The sequence below is a fragment of the Emticicia aquatica genome (genome assembly GCF_923079645.1).
In the GTDB taxonomy this organism is placed as follows: domain Bacteria; phylum Bacteroidota; class Bacteroidia; order Cytophagales; family Spirosomataceae; genus Emticicia; species Emticicia aquatica.
In genome coordinates this window covers 1537710-1557756 of sequence record NZ_CAKLPY010000002.1, presented here as the reverse complement: position 1 = coordinate 1557756, position 20047 = coordinate 1537710, and the positions used below count along the sequence as shown (strand labels likewise).

The following is a 20047-nucleotide window of genomic DNA, read 5'->3' as shown; positions in this document are numbered from 1 at the left end:
TTAATTTATTTCTCTTAACCAAGTAGTCAATAAATTGACTCCATAAGCAGTTCCTGACTTCATTTTAGCAAATTCAGAATCGCCAAAAGCTAATCCAGCAATATCCAAATGAGCCCAATTTGTATGTCCATCAATAAAAACTTCTAAAAATTTGGCGGCCGTAATTGCTCCTGCCAATGGAGCTGAAGAAAGATTTTTAATATCTGCAATGTCAGAATTCATCATATCTTTGTAATCATCCCAAAGTGGTAAACGCCAAAGTTTTTCCCCAGTTAATTGACTGATTTCCAAGAGTTTATTAGCTAAAATATCGTTATTTGAAAGTAATCCTGCGGCAACATAACCCAAAGCCGAAATACAATTTCCTGTAAGTGTTGCCAAATCAATGATTACATCTGGTTCAAAATTTTTCTTGATATATGAAAGTCCATCAGCCAAAACCAAACGCCCTTCGGCATCAGTATCAATCACTTCAATTGTTTTGCCCGAATACGACGAAATAACTTCACTGGGCTTTAAGGCATTGCCATCAACACAGTTTTCAGTACACGGAATAACCCCAATTAAATGTACAGGAAGTTTTAGTTTGGCTACCATTTCCAATGTTCCTAAAACTGCTCCTGCACCACCCATATCTGATTTCATATAACTCATGCTCGCCGAACCTTTGATTGAAATTCCTCCAGTATCAAAAGTTACACCTTTGCCAACCAATCCTATTTTTTTAACATTTTCTTGAGAAGCATTGTATTCCATCACAATAAATCTCGCTGGATTTTCGGTACTTCCCCTTCCAACAGCCAAAAGTGCATGAAGTCCGAGTTCAAGACATTGTTTTTCATCAAAAACCTTTACATCAAAGCCATATTTTTCACCCGATTCAATAGCGAATTCAGCAATTTTTTGAGGATATTTAAAATTAGCAGGTGCATCAACTAAAGCCATTATTCGTGCTTGTGTTTCTGCCATTTCATGCCCGATTTTAGCCGATTTTTCTACTGTTTCAATGGTACTTTCTGTTACTTGTATTTCCAAAACAGCTTCCTCACTAAAAAAGTCTGCTACTTTTTTTTGTTCAGTTTTATAAACACCTACTTCATAATCAGCTAAGCAAATTCCGTTCACAATAAACTCTGTATATGCTTCCAATCCAGCCATTTTCAGCTTTAATCCGACATTTTTGGGTAGTTTTTTCTTAGAATTATAGAAAAAAGAACGAAAAGCTTTTACAAAATCTATTTGCTTTGGAGATTTACCTAAACCCAAAAGATATACTTTTTCTAGCCCTTCTTGGTTTCCATAAAGTATTAAACTTTCTTTCAAACCTGCCTTAAAATCTTGTTGTAGATGCTCAGCATTTAAACCAACATGTTTGGCAATTTTAGATAGATTTTCTGCTAAATATTCATTGTCCAATAATGGAAAAATAATCGTTTTGGCAATTGTATTATTGTGAGTTATGTTGATTTTCATAAGACTACGCTCGATTATAAAGATTACATTTGACTATAAAACATAACGCCGATGCTACTGATTTCTAACATTGATTTTCAAGGATAAAAACCGAGAATCAATATTGAATATACCAGTGGCATCAGCGTTCTAAAAAAATTTAGACGATTAAAAAAACAACCATTCTATTGCTTTCGGAAATTCTTGTCCCCAACGCTTTTCGTTATGCTCACCTTTTGGGTCAGTCGAGAGTTTGATTTGGATTTTCTCTGTATCCCAACCTTGACTTTCGATAGTTTCTTTCATTTTTTTCACGTTCGGAATCATTGCCGAGCCTTCCTTTCCTCCGCCATAAAGATAAATATTAGTATCCATTGGGCTAAAAAACTCAATAGCATCAAAATATATTTTCGGAGAAACCCAAAGAGCGGGCGAAAGTACCATCAATCGACCAATTGCTTCTGGATACATCAGTCCAGCATAAATACTAATCAAGCCGCCCATTGAACTACCGCCAATTCCTGTAAATTGACGCTCAGTTTTTGTTCTATAATTAGCATCAATAAATGGTTTTAAGTTACGAACAATAAAGTTAGCATACTTCATACCCAAACCTTTGCCTTTTTTCTCTACTGTATAAGGCGAATATTCATTAAAACGCTCTTCATCTGCATGGTCAATGGCCACAATAATGACATCTCCTTTTTCACGTTCTGCCAATAATGACAAACGTTTATCAATTTCCCAATTACCAAAACTAGACCCTTTCCCAAATAAATTTTGGGCATCTTGCATATACAAAACTGGATAACGTTTTTCGGTATTTTGTTCGTAATCGTGAGGAAGCAAAATATAAATTTTCCGTGTTTTACCAAGTTGAGGTATTTCAAATTTTTCTGAAACAACTTTCACTTTTGGCATCAGTTTTTTGATAAAAGCCGTAGAACCATCGTGTCTCCAATAAGGCACGAAATCTGTAAAATTTCCTACACTAGAATCAATTTTTCTGTTTTCTGGCGAATTTCCGTAAGTATCTAATTCTACATAATTCCAGCCGCCACGGGTATATTTATATTCGATTGTATCTGGTAGCTTAATTTCTGGTGCAAAAGTAAATTTGTACTTTCCCTTGCTCACACGCTTCATCTCAAAGTCAGGAATATCTGGGTTCCATTCACAAAAGTTGCCTGAAAGATAAACAGGTCTATCATCATCAACTGGTGTGGTTAATTCTAAACTCAATAATTTTCTATTACTCATTTTAACTTTTTGTAGTGGTCTGTAAGTGTAAATTTACAAATTATAACGCTGTAAAGAACAATTGTGTTCTGAAAATAAGCAATGGATTCAAAATTTAATCTATTTATAAGCCAAAAAAGGTTTTTTTTTATAAATATTTTAATTTAAAATATAACTTAATTGGTAATTTTTACAAAAAGGCTAAAAAATCTATACTATTTTAGCAAATTAGTTTTTTGATTAAGGTTTATACAAAAAAATAGCGGAATTTTTACCCAAAAGAGAGCAAAAATCCCGCCAAAAAAAGTATAAAAATTAATATTTTAAACCAATGCTTGCCAAAGAATTTCGACAGGATGAAGAGCTTTTCGACCCGTTCCGTCATGAATTTGATGGCGACAACTCGTTCCTGGAGCAGCAATAATTACCTCTTCGGGCTGTTTTCTTACTGTTGGGAAAAGCACTAATTCACCAATTTTCATTGACAAATCATAATGCTCTTTTTCGTAGCCAAATGACCCCGCCATGCCACAACAACCCGATGGAATGAGGTGAACTTCGTAATTTTGGGGTAATGAAAGTATTTTTTTCGTTGGCGTGAGCGATGCAACAGATTTTTGTTGGCAATGTCCGTGCAGTTTAATCAAACGTTTTTTATCCGTAAAATTTTCACTCGTAATTCGTTTAGCATCAATTTCACGGGCAATAAATTCATCAATCATTAAAGCATTTTTTGCCAATTTTTTAGCAGAATCAATCAAATTTTCTTCAACCAAATCTGGGTATTCATCTCTGAAAGTCAATATCGCCGATGGCTCAATGCCGATGATTGGCGTTTCGTCATTCACAATATCTTTCAACAAAGCCACATTTTGATTAGCCAATTTCTGAGCATCTTTCAACATTCCTTTTGATAAATAGGCTCTTCCAGAATCAACATGGTTTGGAATAACTACCTCATAACCAAGCTTTTGTAATAATTCGAGTGCTTTTTTACCAATCTCAACATCATTAAAATTGGTAAATTCATCGCAAAACAAATAAACTAGGCGTTTTCCACTAGCTAGGTTTGGCTTCACTTCCTTAGAAAACCAAGCTTTTAGTGTATTTTTACCCAATAAAGGCATTGTTCTTTCAGGATGAAAACCAATAACTCGATTCGCAATTTTACGCAAAGGAGCATTTCCTAAAACCAAATTATACGCCCAAGGAATATACGAAGCGATATTACTCATTTTGGCATAATTTCCAATTAACCACGACCTTAATGGCAAGCCATTCTGCTCGTGGTAATGCTGTAAAAACTCCATTTTTAACTTCGCAACATCAACGTTTGATGGGCATTCAGATTTGCAGCCTTTGCAAACCAAACACAAATCCATTACTTCTTTGACTTCCTTACTATCAAAACGATTGATTTTTTCGGAGTTGGTCAATACTTCTCTCAAAATATTCGCTCTCGCTCGAGTTGTATCTTTTTCGTTACGAGTAGCCATATAGCTCGGACACATCGTGCCGCCACTTAATTCTGTTTTTCGGCAATCACCCGAACCATTACATTGTTCGGCATGTTGAAGAATATTTTGATTGTTAAATCTGAAAACTGTTTTGAATTCTGGCACTTTTTGGTCAGCCTCATAACGCAAGAATTTATCCATTGGAGGTGTATCAACAATCTTGTTTGGATTGAAAATATTTTGTGCATCCCACACTTGTTTTAATTCTTTAATTAAGGCATAGTTTTTATCCCCGATTTGCTGACGAATAAATTCGCCTCGTAAACGCCCGTCGCCATGTTCGCCAGAAAGCGAGCCTTTATATTTTTTTACTAAGGTTGAAATTTCTTCAGCAATTAATCTAAATTGACGATGTCCTTCTTGTGTTTTAAGATTAATGATAGGCCTAAGGTGAATTTCGCCTGAGCCAGCATGAGCATAATGCACCGCCGACATATTATTTTTAGTCAAAATATCATTAAACTCTCGAATAAAATCGGGTAAGTCATTGACATCAACGGCTGTATCCTCAATTACAGCAACTGCTTTTTCATCGCCAGGAAGGTTTGACAACAAACCTAAGCCTGCTTTTCGTAAAGTCCATATTTTTTTTGTGTCATCTCCAAAAAGCAAAGGAAAATGATAACCTAAACCTGCTGCTCTCATTTCGGCTTCCATTTCGGTAGCCAATTTCATAACTTCTTCTTTAGAGTTTCGAGCTAGTTCAACTACTAAAATTGCTCCAGGGTCACCTTGCACGAAAAAACGATTTTGTAGTTGTTCTTTATTTTCTTTCGTACATTCTAATATGTAATGGTCTATTAACTCAACCGCTGATGGATTATATTTTAAGGCAATCAAATTGGCACGAAGCGACTCGTCAACTGAATTGAAATGCACACAAACCAATCCTAAATCTTTTGGAGGCAAGGGATTAACGTGCAGTTTTAATTCTGTCAAAAACATTAACGTTCCTTCCGAACCAGCAATCAGTTTACAAAAATTGAAAGGCTCATTTGTAGTTGAAGTAAATATTTCGGTTTCTAGCAATTCGTCAATGGCATAACCAGTATTACGTCTTTTAATACTTGGTTTAGGAAATTCTTGGCGAATTTCCTGTTGATTTGAAGGATTACTCAATACATTATATGTACTTTTATAAATCTGATTTTCAAGAGTGTTTGTGCTTGCTTCAACTTTTTGTTTAAACTGCTCTGCTGTTAAATCTTTGAAAACAACCTCACTCCCATCGCTCAAAAATCCTTTAACTTCCATAAGATGGTCACGGGTGCTACCATAAACAACCGAGTTTGACCCGCAAGAATTATTGCCCACCATTCCACCCACCATTGCACGATTGGCCGTTGATGTTTCTGGTCCAAAGAAAAGACCGTATTCTTTCAAGAAGAAATTTAATTCGTCGCGTACAACTCCAGGTTGAACTCGTACCCAATTTTCTTCTTTATTTACCTCCAATATTTTAGTAAATGTACGAGAGACATCCACGATTATTCCATTTCCGACTACTTGTCCAGCGAGAGAAGTTCCAGCAGTTCGAGGGATCAAGGATGTTTTATTATTTTGTGCAAAGGATATTAGTTTTTTTATGTCGGACTCATCTTTAGGAATTGCTACCGCAAGTGGCATTTCACGATAAGCCGACGCATCAGTAGCGTACAGCGTACGCATCACGTTATCAAGGTAGAGTTCACCAGCTAAATCTTTGGCAAGCTGCTTTAATTGTTGGTCAATCATTATCGGCAGGTTTTGAATTTTTCAAAGATATTTAATTTTTAGAACCGTTACTAAAAAAACATATCCACAGAAAAATAATCTTAAAAAAGTACAAATTTTAAAAAAAATTAGGTTTAGATATCTGAATAATTGTAATTATTAAGTAACAAGCTTAATTTTTATACCTAAACCTGATTACAAAATTACGATGAAAAACTAAAAGCTATATTGTTTTTGTACAATTTTTCAAAATTGAATTTTTTGAAGAAATTTTATTTTTTAATATAAACTTTTGGACTTTATATATTTCTTTTTGTAATTTTGGGGGTTAATTGAAAAAATAGTTCAACGTTTTCTAAACAAATTTCTATATCGCTCGGTTAAAACTGTCTAATCAACGATAATTTACTATGAAATTACTAGAATTTAGAGAACTTATTTTTTAAGTTAAATTAATCATTTATTAATCTTTCTTTAATTACAACCTATGATGAAGTCCTACCAAGTGGGTCGCTATGTTGGGCGACTATCAGCTTGTGTGAAAAAATCAATTTTCACTATAGCTGCAATGCTGTTAACATCACTCACATTCTCTGTGATGGCACAAGAAGTAACTGTTTCGGGTACAGTAAAAGGAGCTGATGGCAGCGGATTGCCAGGCGTAACTGTACAATCAAAAGGTACTACAAAAGGTACTCAAACAGGCTTAGACGGAACTTACAAACTAGCTGGTGTTCCGAAAAGCGGAGTATTGGTATTCAGTTTCGTAGGTATGGAAACCAAAGAAGTTGCAATTGGCAACAAAACTGTTGTTGATGTAACATTGGTTGACGACACAAAAGCCCTTGAAGAAGTGGTTGTCGTTGGTTACGGTACACAAAAGAGAAAAGAAATTTCGGGTACAGTAACCAGTTTAGGTAGCCGTGATTTTAACGCAGGTATTGTTACTAACCCATTAGCTGCCGCTCAAGGTAAAGTTGCTGGTTTAGTTATTACACAAAGTAGTGGTGACCCAAATGCAACTCCAACGGTTCGTTTGAGAGGTACTGGTTCATTAAGTGCTGGTTCTGAGCCACTTTATGTGATTGACGGTGTGATTGGTGCTCCAATTCAAAATATTGCACCAGAAGATATTCAAACAATGGATGTTTTAAGAGATGCTTCTTCTGCAGCTATCTATGGTTCAAGAGGTGCGAATGGTGTTATCTTGATTACTACTAAAAGAGGTAAATCTGGTGCTCCTTCTGTAGATTTCAATGCTTATTATGGTACTGAAACAATCTCTCAAAAACCTGATTTAATGAATGGTGCTCAGTTTAGAGAAGCAGCTAAAAAATACAATCAAACTTTTACTGATAATGGTGCAAATACTGATTGGTTAGATGTAATTACTCGTACTGCTCATACTCAAAACTACAATGTTGGTGTATCTGGTGGTTCTGAAAATACTTCATATAGAGCTTCTGTTGGTTATTTAGACCAAGTTGGCACATTAATTGGTTCTGGGAAAAATCGTTTGAATGCACGTTTGAACCTTGATTCTAAAGCATTAAATGGTAAATTGAACATGAAATTTAACGTCTCTGCTTCACAATCAAATGGTGACATTGCTCAAAATATCGCTTTAGGTCTTGCTCAAAATATGCGTCCAACTGACCCTATTTACAATGCGGATGGTTCTTACTACCAAATTCCTGGAACATTCGCTAACTATAACCCTTTAGCAATCGTTGAAAACAGAACTCAACAAGAAAAATTGAGTGATTTGTTAGCAAACGTTCAAGCTGGTTATACAATTGCAGAAGGTTTAGTATTTAATGTTAGTGGAACTCTACGTACACAAGCAAATAACATCAGTGCATTCCAAAATTCATTTGCTAATGTTCCAACAAGAGGATTTGGTGGAAACTCTGCAATGCGTCAATTGAATGCAGTTACTGACAAACAGTTAGAAACAACATTGAGTTATAGCAAAGCATTATCTGCTAACAGTAACTTGAACTTATTAGGTGGTTATACTTACCAAGATGTAATCAGTGATGGATTTGGTGTTGTTAACAATAACTTCTTGACAGACATTTTTGAAGCAAACAATATTGGTTCAGGACTTGGTATCAGAACTAACCCTGGTTTCATTGGTTCATACAAAAATGAATACAAATTGGTTTCGTTCTTAGGTCGTGCTCAATATAGCTTAGCAAACAAATATTTTGCAACAGTTAACGTTCGTCGTGATGGTTCTACTAAATTTGGTGATAACAACAAATGGGGCTTCTTCCCATCGGTTTCAGTGGGTTGGGCAATTAGCGAAGAGGCTTTCTTGAAAGGTAGTTCAATTGTAGATAACATGAAACTTCGTGTTAGCTGGGGTAGAACTGGTAACTCTGAAGGTATCAGACCATTGCTTTCTAAATCATTCTACGGTCCAAGTGGATCTTACTATGATGGAAACACTGGTAGCTTCTTACCTGCTTACGCTATCCAATCAAATGCTAACCCTAACTTGAAATGGGAAGTTAACGAAAACTACGGTGCTGGTTTAGACTACTCATTATTAAAAGGAAAAATCTCGGGTTCGATTGACTGGTACACTCGTCAAACTAAAGACTTGTTATATACAGTAAATGCACCTCAAGAGAAAGGATATGTATATCCAACTATCTTAGCAAATATTGGTAGCATGCAAAACCGTGGTGTTGAGATTTCAATGTCTTACCAATGGATTGACACTAAAGATTTCTCATTTAGCTCTACATTCGCAGGTTCATTCAATAAAAACAAAATTATTAGTTTGAAAAACAATGAATTCGCGGCTCCTGACCAAGTATTCTTATCTACTAGCTTAGGTAACTTCATCAGAGGTACATCTGCAGTAAACTTCTCAGTATTACAAGCTGGACAACCAGTTGGTGTATTCTACGGAGCTAAAGTTGCTAGCATTTCTGACAAAGGAACTTATGTATTTAAAGACCTAGATGGTAATGGTAAAATCGAACCAAGTGCTGGTGACAGAGATTATATCGGTAATCCAAATCCATTCTTCGTTGGTGGTTTGTCAAATAACATCAAATACAAAAACATTGACTTCCAATTCCAATTTACAAGCAATTTAGGTGCAAAAATCATGAACACTAATGCATTGTTATTAGGAAGACAAGATGGTCGTATTGCTGAAAGTAATGCTTTAGTTGGTGCATTGACTTCAAAAATCAATGATACACAAACTATCCCGATGGATTATTATGTAGAGTCAGGTAACTACCTACGTTTGAACAACGCTTCATTAGGATACACAATTCCAGTAGGAAAAGGTATTGTTAAAAGAGCTCGTGTTTATGTTGCTGGTAATAATTTGTTATTATTCACTAAATACTCAGGTGTTGACCCAGAAGTTAGCCAAGCATTATCAATTGGTTCTCAAGCACCAGGTATTGATGTTCGTGAAACTTATTACAAAACTCGTGGTATTACAGCGGGTGTAAATGTTAGTTTCTAAACATTTTATTAAACTCATTGTTTATTATTTAAAATATTAATTTAATCATGAATAATATAAAAAAACACATTTCAAAAGCACTTTCTGTGGCGGTTGTGGTGTCTCTATCACTTCAATCTTGTACAGATTTAACTGAGCCTGTGTATGACTCAATCCCAGCTGACCAATTTTTGAAAACTGATGCTCAAGTAGCAGCAGCTCTTGGACCAGCTTACTCTGGTATGAGAGGTATTACATGGGATTGGTTCAACCCAAGTGAAGCTACTTCTGATGAATTAATCGTTCCAACTCGTGGTGGAGACTGGTTTGATAACGGTGACTGGTTGGCGTATTCTCGCCACACTTGGACTCCACAACACGGTCCAATAAATGGTATGTGGGGACATATCTTTGGAAATATTGCACAAGTAAATCAATTAATTCCGGTTGTAAGTGCTAACAAAGCAGCGGTTGACGAATTACGTGCTATTCGTGCGTATTATTATTCAATGGCAATTGATGCTTTTGGTAATGTGCCAATTGTTACAGATGCTACATCTTCAGGTGCAACGAAATCACGTGCTGAAGTTTATGCATTTATTGAATCAGAATTGAATTCAGCGATTCCAAGTCTTCCAGCTGGAAAAGCTTACGGTCGTATGACGCAAGATGCTGCAACTATGTTGTTAGCTAAATTATACTTGAATGCTGGTGTTTACAAAGGCTCAGCAGAATGGCAAAAAGCTTATGATACTATCAATAAAGTTATTAACTCGAAAAATAGTTATTCATTAGCTGCAACTACTTTGGCTAACTTTACAACTCAAAACCAAGGTTCATCTGAGGCAATCTTCAATATTCCTTTTGATAGCTTCTTGGCTGGTGGTTTGAACTTCCAAATGAGAACTTTGCACTATGCTAACCAACAAACATATGGTTTAGGTAATGCTCCATGGAATGGTTTCTGTACATTAGCTGATTTCTACAACTCTTTTGATGCAAAAGATGCTCGTAGCAAAATGTGGATTGCTGGTCAACAATATTCTGCTTCAGGAGCAGCTTTGAAAGATGCTAAAAACCAACCATTGGCGTTTATTGCTGATTTCGCTAAAGACCAAATGACAGATGCTGACCCTGAATTCCAAGTAGCTGGTATTCGTTCTCAAAAATATGAGATTCAAAGAAACAACCCTAATGGAGACCAAGATAATGACTATGTATTCTTCCGTTTGGCAGACGCTATTTTGATGAGAGCTGAAGCAGCTTTCAGACTTGGTAAAACTTCAGAAGCTCTTGCTGATGTAAATAAAATCAGAGAGAGATCATTGGTTGAGCCATTGAAAGCTATCACTGCTGAAGATATTTTGGCAGAAAGAGGTCGTGAATTAGCTTGGGAAGGATGGAGACGTAATGATATGATTCGTTTCGGAACTTTCAGTACTGCAAGAAAATTCATGAAAGTTGTTGACAAAACAAGAGAATTGTTCCCAATTCCTCAACAACGTATTGATGCTAACCCATTATTGAAACAAAATCCTGGGTATTAATATTTAGTTTCTTAATAAAAAGGCAGTTCCTAACGGTTCTGCCTTTTTATTTTTTTAAACCATCAAACAATAATATCTTTGTGGTATAATTACTTTAACCTATAATTGATGAAAAAGATACTTTGGGCTATCTCTTGCATTTTTCTTACACTTTCCTGCAAAGAATCACAAGAAACATTATTTGAGTCTTTACCCGCATCACAAACAGGAATAGATTTTGTAAACAGAAGTCTCGAAAAAAAAGAGTTCAACATTTTTAACTACCGAAATTTCTACAATGGTGGCGGGGTTGCTATTGGCGACGTAAATAACGACGGTTTTTCAGATATTTTTGTGACTTCAAATTTTGAAGATAACAAGTTATATCTCAACAAAGGCAAAAAAGAAGGGTCATCTTTTCAATTTGAAGACATCACTGTAAAAGCGGGCATTGTTGGTAAAAAATTCTGGTCAACTGGTGTCACTTTTGCTGATGTAAACGGCGATGGATTGATGGACATTTATGTTTGTAACTCGGGAAGTAGAGACCAAAGAGGCAATCAATTGTACATCAATAAAGGCATAAAAGATGGTGTTCCATCTTTTAAAGAACAAGCTAAAGAAGCGGGACTTGAAGATGGTGGGTTTTCAACTCATGCCGCATTTTTCGATTATGACCGTGACGGTGATTTAGATATGTACTTGCTTAATAATAGTTTCACTCCGATTGATAAATTAGGTTATATGAACCTAAGAAATGAGCGAGATAAATTGGGGGGAGATAAATTATTTAGAAATGACAGTCCCAACGAAACCGATATAAAATTTACAGATGTATCTGAAGAAGCTGGTATCTACGGTAGCTTAATTGGCTTTGGACTTGGCATCACAATCGGTGATGTAAACAACGACAATTGGCCAGATATTTATATCTCAAACGATTTCTACGAAAGAGATTATCTGTACATTAATCAGAAAAACGGAACATTCAAAGAGGACCTTGAAAACGAAATGCCTCATACTAGCCTTAGTTCAATGGGTGCTGACATTGCAGATATTAATAACGATGGCAATTTAGATATTTTTGTAACCGATATGTTACCAGGAGATGACCGTCGATTAAAAACGACGAGTGTTTTTGAAGGGTACAATTTGGTCGATTTAAAGTTAAAGCAAGGTTTTTGGCACCAATACATGAGAAACAACCTTCATCTAAATAATGGTGATGGCTCGTTTAGCGAAGTTGGGCAATTGGCTGGCGTACATGCCACTGACTGGAGTTGGGGAGCTTTAATTTTTGATGTCGATAATGACGGATTAAAAGATATTTTTGTAGCAAACGGTATTGCAAAAGATTTAACTGACCAAGATTTTGTAGAATTTCTGGGCGACCGTAACACAATGCAACAAATGCTTGAAGGCAAAAAGTTTAATGCTAAAGAATTTATTGACAAAATTTCTTCAAAGCCGATTCCAAACTATGCCTTCAAAAATACAGGTGATTTGAATTTTTCTAATCAAGCAAAAAATTGGGGTTTAGAAGGGCCAGGTTTTTCAAACGGCTCAGCTTATGGAGATTTAGATAACGATGGGGACCTTGATTTGGTAGTAAACAACGTAAACGCTCCTCTTTCGGTTTTTAGAAATAAAACAAATGAGAAAACTAAAAATCATTTCTTGACTGTAAAGCTAAAAGGAACAGCCAAAAACTTAAATGGAATTGGGGCAAAAATCACGGTTTATCAACAAGGAACAACCAAACTTTTACAACAAATGCCGAATCGTGGTTTTCAATCTTCGAGTGACCACCAAATGGTATTCGGTTTGGGAGATAAATCAACCATTGATTCTTTGAAAATTATTTGGACAGATGATAAAATGCAAGTGATAAAAAATGTAAAAACTGACCAAACACTTACATTAGATTATAAAAATGCAGACCAAGTTTTCAAACAACAATTTGCTCCAATAGCACCGATATTTAACGATATTTCTGCAAATACACTTACTTACACACATCAAGAAAGTAATTTTCAAGATTATGACCGTGATGTACTTTTAAAACAAAAATATTCTACTCAAGGCCCTGCAATGGCAGTTGGTGATGTCAACGGAGACGGATTAGATGACCTTTATTTAGGTGGAGCAGCGGGGCAAGTTAAACAGCTTTTTATTCAGCAAAAAAACGGAAAATTTGTTGAATCTAAACAAGTTGATTTTGGGATGGATATAACCACCGAAAATACAGATGCGTTGTTTTTTGATGCAGACAAAGACAACGACCTCGACTTGTTTATAGTAACGGGGAGTAATGAATTTATTGAAAATGCCCCAGAACTTCACGATTTGCTATATCTCAATGACGGAAAAGGGAATTTTACACGTGATATTCGTTTTCCTTCAATCTTTGAGAATGGCTCTTGCGTTTCGGCTGCCGATTTTGATAATGATGGAGACCAAGATTTATTTGTTGGCTCAAGAATGATTTCGGGGAAATATGGTTTAAATCCAAGTAGTAATTTCTACATCAATGATGGAACAGGAAATTTCAAAAATCAGTCAAAAAGATTCATGCCTGAAATACTAGATTTAGGAATGATAACCGATGCCGAATGGAGCGATATTGACAAAGATGGATTTACAGATTTGATTGTAACACAAGATTGGGGACAAATCGTAGTTTTCAAGAATGATAAAGGTAGAAAAATGACGTTGAACAATAAAATCAAAAATTCGGAAGGATTATGGAATTGTATTAAACCTGCTGATATTGATGGTGACGGAGATATAGATTTCATTGTTGGAAATATAGGTGACAATACAAAACTTAAAGTTTCGCCCGAAAATCCAGCTTTTCTTCACGTCAAAGATTTTGACAACAACGGCACGATTGAACAAATTATTTCTTGCCTAACAGAAGATGGCAAAACTTATCCAATGGTTTTGAAAGGTGAATTACAACGAGCTTTGCCAATGATAAAAAAGAAGTACGTAAAATATGTTGATTATGCCAATCAGAGCATAACAGATATGTTTTCGCCTGAACAAATGAAAGATTGCGTGGAGAAAAAAATCACAATCACCAAATCAATAATCTTGATAAACGACGGAAAAGGCAATTTTGAAATAAAAGCATTGCCTGTTGAGGCTCAGTATTCTCGTATTGGGGCAATCGAAATTGGCGATTTTGACAAAGATGGTATTTTAGATATTTTGTTAGCAGGAAACTTCTACGATGTTTTGCCCGAATGGGGTCGTTTTGACGCCAATTATGGTTTGTTTTTAAAAGGCAAAGGAAAAGGAGCTTTTGAAGTAAAGAAATCAAAAGATTCTGGATTTAAAACAATCGGACAAGTACGAAAAATGTATAAATTAAAAGCCGGTGCAAATCAAGAGGTAGTAGTGTTGGCAAAAAATAATGATAAAGCACAAGTATTTAGTTTTAAAAAGTAAAATAATATGAAATCAATAGTTAAATTTTTAAGCATTGTTACAATTTCAACACTGGTTATTAGCTCTTGTAAATTTGGAAAAGGGAATGAGGATGTGGCTTTATTTAAAAAACTTTCTCCCGAACAAACAAAAATTGATTTTGTAAACCAAATCAAGGAATCAAAAGACTTCAATATTCTCGACTATCTTTATTTTTATAACGGTGGTGGCGTTGCTGCGGGAGATATCAATAATGATGGATTTACAGATTTATTTTTTGTCTCAAATCAAGGGAAAAGCAAACTTTACTTAAATAAAGGTGTAAAAGATGGTTCGCCACAATTTGAAGATATTTCGACAAAAGCTGGAATCGAAGGATTTTCTGACTGGAAAACAGGTGTTACTATGGCAGATGTCAATGGCGATGGTCTGCTCGATATATATGTTTGTGCCGTTGGAAATTATAAAGGGCTAGAAGGCTCTAATGAGCTTTATATCAATAACGGTGATTTAACATTTACTGAAAAATCAAATGAGTATGGATTAGATTTTACTGGTTTTTCAACACAATCTGCATTTTTCGATTTCGACAAAGATGGAGATTTAGATATGTATTTGCTCAATCATGCCGTTCATAATTCTCGTTCGTACGACCGTGTAAATACCCGAATGCTCAAAGATAACGAAGCGGGCGATTATCTGTACCGCAACGATAATGGGAAATTTAAAGACGTTAGCAAAGAAGCAGGGATCTATCAAGCCGCAATGGGCTATGGATTGGGTATCTCAGTGGCAGATTTGAACAACGATGGTTGGCAAGATATTTATGTAAGTAACGATTTTCATGAAGATGATTATTATTACATTAATCAAAAAAATGGTACTTTCAAAGAAGAAGTGAAAGAGCACTTCAAACATTTGAGCCGTTTCTCGATGGGTTCGGATATTGCCGACATCAACAACGACGGTTATCAAGACGTAATGACCCTCGATATGTATCCAGAAGATGAAGCCGTTGAAAAATCATCGGTTGGCGAAGACCCCTTGGATATTTACCTCTACAAACTTCAATTTGGCTACTTTAATCAATACAGTCGAAATTGCTTACAGTTGAGCATGGGCGGCAAGAAATTTAGCGATATTGCTCCTTCGGCAGGCGTAATGGCAACCGACTGGAGTTGGAGTACACTTTTAGCAGATTATGATGGAGACGGAATCAAGGATATTTTTATAACCAACGGTATTCTTCGACGACCAAACGATTTAGATTATTTGAAGTTTATCGCTAGCGATTCACTACATTTTAATTTACCAACTTCTGAGAAACTTGACCAAGAAGCCATCGACAAAATGCCAAGTGGAAAATGGCATAATTACTTGTATAAAGGCACAAAAGAGCTTCGTTTTCAAGATAAATCGCAGAATTGGGGATTTGATGAGAATGGCATTTCTAATGGAGCGGCTTACGCAGATTTAGACAATGATGGCGATTTAGACCTCATTACCAACAATCTCAATGAACCTTCGGCTATATATCTTAATAATAGTCGCCAACTTTTAAACAACAATTTCGTAAAAGTAAAATTCAAAGGAAATGATAAAAATACCTTCGGTGTTGGGGCAAAAGTTATCTTGAAAACATCAGATGGTGAGCAATTACAGCAAATGATGCCCACTCGTGGTTTTATGAGTTCGGTTGAACCGAGCTTGATTTTTGGAATCGGGAAATTGACAAAAGTGGATACCATGATTGTGATTTGGGAAAATGAAAAAATGGAAATAATCAGAAACCCAAAAATCAATACAACCTTGACTTTAGATGAAAATAACGCTCAAATCAAGGTAAGCAATTATCAATTTTTTGTACCTTCAACTCCAATCTTTGAAGAAGTTACTTCACAAATCAATATTCCTTTTGTACATCAAGAAAACACTTATTTTGATTTTAATCGTGAAAATTTGATTCCATTTAAGGTTTCAGTTGACGGCCCAAAAATGGCTGTTGGTGATGTAAACGGCGATGGTTTAGAAGACTTTTATGTTGGTGGTGCAAAATATCAATCGGGTACATTGTTTCTGCAAAAAGGCGATAAATTTGTTGCTTCGCCACAAACAGCATTCAAGGAAGATTCTCTTCAAGAAGATGTTGATGCCTTGTTTTTTGACGCTGATGGCGACAAAGACCAAGATTTGTACGTGGTTTCTGGTGGAAATGAATTCTTCGACAAAATGCCACAGCTTTTTGACAGACTATATATAAATGATGGAAAGGGCAATTTTAGTAAATCTACAACCGCTTTACCGCCAATGTACGATAATAAATCTTGTGTGAGACCTTGTGATTTTGACAAAGATGGAGATATCGACTTATTTGTTGGTGGCCGAGTAGTTGGTTATAATTACGGAAAATCACCTCGTTCGTACATTTTAGTCAATAATGGAAAAGGTCAATTTAGCGATGTTACTACCAATATTGCTCCCGAAGTTCGTGAATCAGGTATGATTACCGATGCAATTTGGGCGGATTTAGACAAAGATGGAGACCAAGATTTAACCGTAGTTGGCGATTGGATGCCAATAAAAATGTTTGAAAATGACAAAGGAAAATTCAAACAAATTGATAATAAACTGGGTGATTTTACTGGTTTTTGGAACGGTGTCACCGCTGCTGATTTTGATAAAGATGGCGATATTGATTTATTAGTCGGAAACTTGGGTACAAATACTAAATTCAGAAAAGAAGAAGGTGGCAAACTAAAAATGCTCATCAAAGATATTGACGATAACAAAGCAAACGACCATATTTTGGCATATAATAGAGATGTTAAAAGTAGCGATTCTCGTTGGTATCCTGTCAATAGCAAAGACGAAATGGGCAAACAAATGCCAAGTATAATCAATAAAAAATACGTTGAATACAAAAATTTTGCTGGAAAAACCATTGATGAACTATTCACGAAAAAAGAATTAAAAGATGCTGAAGAAAAACTCGTGAATACTTTTGAGTCTGTTTATCTCGAAAATCAAGGAAACAAAACTTTTAAGATGTCTGTTCTTCCAAGTTTGGCTCAAGTTTCAAAGGTGATGTCATTATTTACTGAAGACGTAGATAACGATGGAAATCTTGATGTAATTATTGGTGGGAATTTCAGCGGTGCAAATATGTACCAAGCACGATATGATGCATTTTTTGGTTTAATTTTGAAAGGGAATGGCAAAGGACAATTCAAAGCATCAGTTCCGACCGATAACGGATTCTTGATGGAAGGCGATGTACGTGACATTAAAACGTTGAATACTCCGAAAACAAAACTCTATTTTATCACTCGTAACAATGATAAAATGCAGATTTTCAAGAAAATAACGAAGTAAAAACTTCAATAATAGCATTTTAACTCACATAAATCCCTCTCCTTCGCAGGAGAGGGACTTTTAATAAAATGAAACTCTACCGCTCAAGCCTGTTTCTTGCAAGTTTATTCATTATTGTTGGCGTTGAGTCAATTTTATTGAGTTGTAAAACCAAAGAAGACGAAGGTGAAAAACTTGCCCAAACCTATTGTGCGAGTTGTCATTTATTGCCAAAACCTGAGTTCTTACCAAAAAATGTATGGCAATATAGCACTTTGCCTTACATGGGTATTTTGATGGGAGTTGATAGAGAAATCCGACAATTACAAAAACCTCTTTCTGATTATGCCATTTTGAGACCATCTTCTCAAATGATAAGTGATGAAGACTGGTTGAAAATCAAGCGATATTATTTGTCAAAAGCACCAAAAACACTTGAAATGCCAGAATATGAAGATTTGGAAGAACTCACCGAACGATTCGATATTCAGAATCTTAATGTTTCACTTCAAGGAGCAACAATTCCAAATTTTACTGCAATATCATTTGATACCATCAACCAAAAAATAATTGCTGGCGACCAATCAAATAGAGTAATTTGGATGCTTGACCAAAACGGAATCCCTGTTCAATCTATCAAAAATCAGAATGCTTTAACAAACGTTGATTTGAGTTATGCGAAAAAAAATCAATACTTATTGACTTACATTGGCACAACTACACAAGCAAACCCCGACGTAAATGGCTCGGCAGAACAAGTTGAATTTGGGAATAATTCGTTTTCTAAAACAAATAAATTATTGCCAAACTTAAATCGCCCAATTGAAGTAATTACTAAAAATATTGATGAAAGTCCTGAAGACGAATTAATTAGCAACGAATTTGGATTTAAAATTGGTGGACTTTCTATTTGGAAAAAAGACTCGAAAAATCAATACCAAAAGCAAGTTTTAAGCACTCAAACTGGAGCAACCAAAACCATCGTTTTGGATTTTGACGGCGATAAACGCAATGATATTTTAGCACTTTTTGCTCAAGGCGACGAACAGGTAATATTGTACCTAAATAAAGGAAATCTTCGTTTTGAAGCTAAACAATTACTCCGATTTCCTTCGATTTACGGTACAAGTTCATTCGATGTTACAGATATAAATAAAGATGGAAAACTTGATATTGTTTGCACAGCAGGCGATAACGCCGATTTTTCAACAATTTTGAAGCCTTATCATGGAGTCTATATTTACACTAACAAAGGAGGCTTTAAATTTGAACAAACTCATTTTTTCCAACAAAATGGGGCTACAAAAGTAATTCCACGAGATTTTGATAATGACGGCGATATTGACTTAGTTTCTATCGCCCTTTTTCCTGATACCGACCATCGCCCACTCGAAGGATTTATTTATTTTGAAAATACTGGCTCAGATTTCAAACAAAAAACACTAAATATCAATCATTTAGGTCGATGGAGCGTTATGGACGCAGCCGATATAGACCATGATGGCGACATTGATTTAGTATTGGGAAGCCATGCAGTGGCTAAATTTCCCGCAGGTTTCGACCAAGCTTGGAAACAAGGAAGTGGATTAGTAATTTTGCGAAACAAGACAAAATAATCACTTCGCTAATACACTATCAATATAACTGTAAAAGTTTTTATTATCAAAATAGCCAATGCCTGCATAGTAAAAGGCGGTTTTTCTATTCACTTTTAGATGACTTATGGGAAAAACCTCCAAATCAGCAGGAAAACGTCCATTTTTAAATACATAAAACGGCACAGATAATGATTCGTTTTTGAGGTATTTTCGTGCAGTGGTAAGACTATCATTACTTAGTACCAAAAATCTGATTTTATTTTTGTATTTTAGGTAAAACTGCTCAATATCAATCAATTGAGTTTCGCTATTTTCAGTCCCTTTATGCCAAAAATTCAAGAAAATATGAGACGTATCCATTAATGCTGCATTTGCATAAACTTTCCCACTTCTGACATCAATCACTGAATCTTTATTAAACCTAATCGAGTCATTTTCTCTCACACTTAGCGGACTCATCCAATTTGCTTCGTCAAACGATTTTCGTCCTGCTTTTATATTGGAAAGAAATTTTTCTTTTTCAATATTCTCTTGTTTGTTTTTTTGTAGGAAAACATAACCCAAAATGCCTAGTGCCATAATTGTAAGAACGTAGCTGATAAGTTTCATAGTTTTGATTTTTTGTTTGCCTCAAAACTACGGCTTAATTAACACTCTTGGCTGTTAAAGAAACCTAATCTATGTTAATGAAAGTTAAGTTAAACGCCAAATTATCGCATTTCTCTCCATATCCGTCGTTCATTA

9 protein-coding genes are annotated in these 20047 nt (G+C 35.4%); 5 read left to right on the top strand and 4 right to left on the bottom strand.

Annotated features, from left to right (window positions below; translation table 11 throughout):
- The 3 genes from MJQ71_RS16180 to MJQ71_RS16170 all read right to left on the bottom strand — a co-directional run bounded on the left by MJQ71_RS16180 (position 1) and on the right by MJQ71_RS16170 (position 5942).
- Positions 1–1473 (bottom strand): leucyl aminopeptidase family protein, encoded by a 1473-nt coding sequence (locus MJQ71_RS16180; protein WP_238807709.1) that lies wholly within the window; start codon positions 1471–1473, stop codon positions 1–3.
- A 147-nt stretch (positions 1474–1620) separates the two neighbouring features.
- Positions 1621–2712 carry an alpha/beta hydrolase gene (locus MJQ71_RS16175; RefSeq protein WP_238807708.1) on the bottom strand — a complete coding sequence of 364 codons (1092 nt, stop codon included), beginning with the start codon at positions 2710–2712 and terminating at the stop codon, positions 1621–1623.
- Between the two features lie 302 nt (positions 2713–3014).
- Positions 3015–5942, bottom strand: coding sequence for an FAD-binding and (Fe-S)-binding domain-containing protein (locus tag MJQ71_RS16170; RefSeq protein ID WP_238807707.1), 2928 nt, complete (start codon positions 5940–5942; stop codon positions 3015–3017).
- A gap of 466 nt (positions 5943–6408) precedes the next feature.
- Between MJQ71_RS16170 and MJQ71_RS16165 the strand changes: the two genes are divergently transcribed.
- The 5 genes from MJQ71_RS16165 to MJQ71_RS16145 all read left to right on the top strand — a co-directional run bounded on the left by MJQ71_RS16165 (position 6409) and on the right by MJQ71_RS16145 (position 19321).
- A complete protein-coding gene (locus MJQ71_RS16165; protein ID WP_238807706.1) occupies positions 6409–9417 on the top strand; it encodes a SusC/RagA family TonB-linked outer membrane protein in 3009 nt (1002 codons plus the stop codon).
- 47 nt (positions 9418–9464) lie between these two features.
- Positions 9465–10943 carry a RagB/SusD family nutrient uptake outer membrane protein gene (locus tag MJQ71_RS16160; RefSeq protein WP_238807705.1) on the top strand — a complete coding sequence of 493 codons (1479 nt, stop codon included), beginning with the start codon at positions 9465–9467 and terminating at the stop codon, positions 10941–10943.
- Positions 10944–11051: 108 nt separating this feature from the next.
- A complete protein-coding gene (locus tag MJQ71_RS16155; protein ID WP_238807704.1) occupies positions 11052–14375 on the top strand; it encodes a VCBS repeat-containing protein in 3324 nt (1107 codons plus the stop codon).
- 6 nt (positions 14376–14381) lie between these two features.
- Positions 14382–17726 (top strand): VCBS repeat-containing protein, encoded by a 3345-nt coding sequence (locus tag MJQ71_RS16150; RefSeq protein WP_238807703.1) that lies wholly within the window; start codon positions 14382–14384, stop codon positions 17724–17726.
- A gap of 68 nt (positions 17727–17794) precedes the next feature.
- Positions 17795–19321, top strand: a complete 1527-nt coding sequence (locus tag MJQ71_RS16145) for an FG-GAP repeat domain-containing protein (protein ID WP_238807701.1) — start codon at positions 17795–17797, stop codon at positions 19319–19321.
- On the opposite strand, the gene MJQ71_RS16140 is transcribed toward MJQ71_RS16145, so the two are convergent.
- Positions 19322–19912, bottom strand: coding sequence for a hypothetical protein (locus MJQ71_RS16140; protein WP_238807699.1), 591 nt, complete (start codon positions 19910–19912; stop codon positions 19322–19324).
- Between the last annotated feature and the right edge of the window lie 135 nt (positions 19913–20047).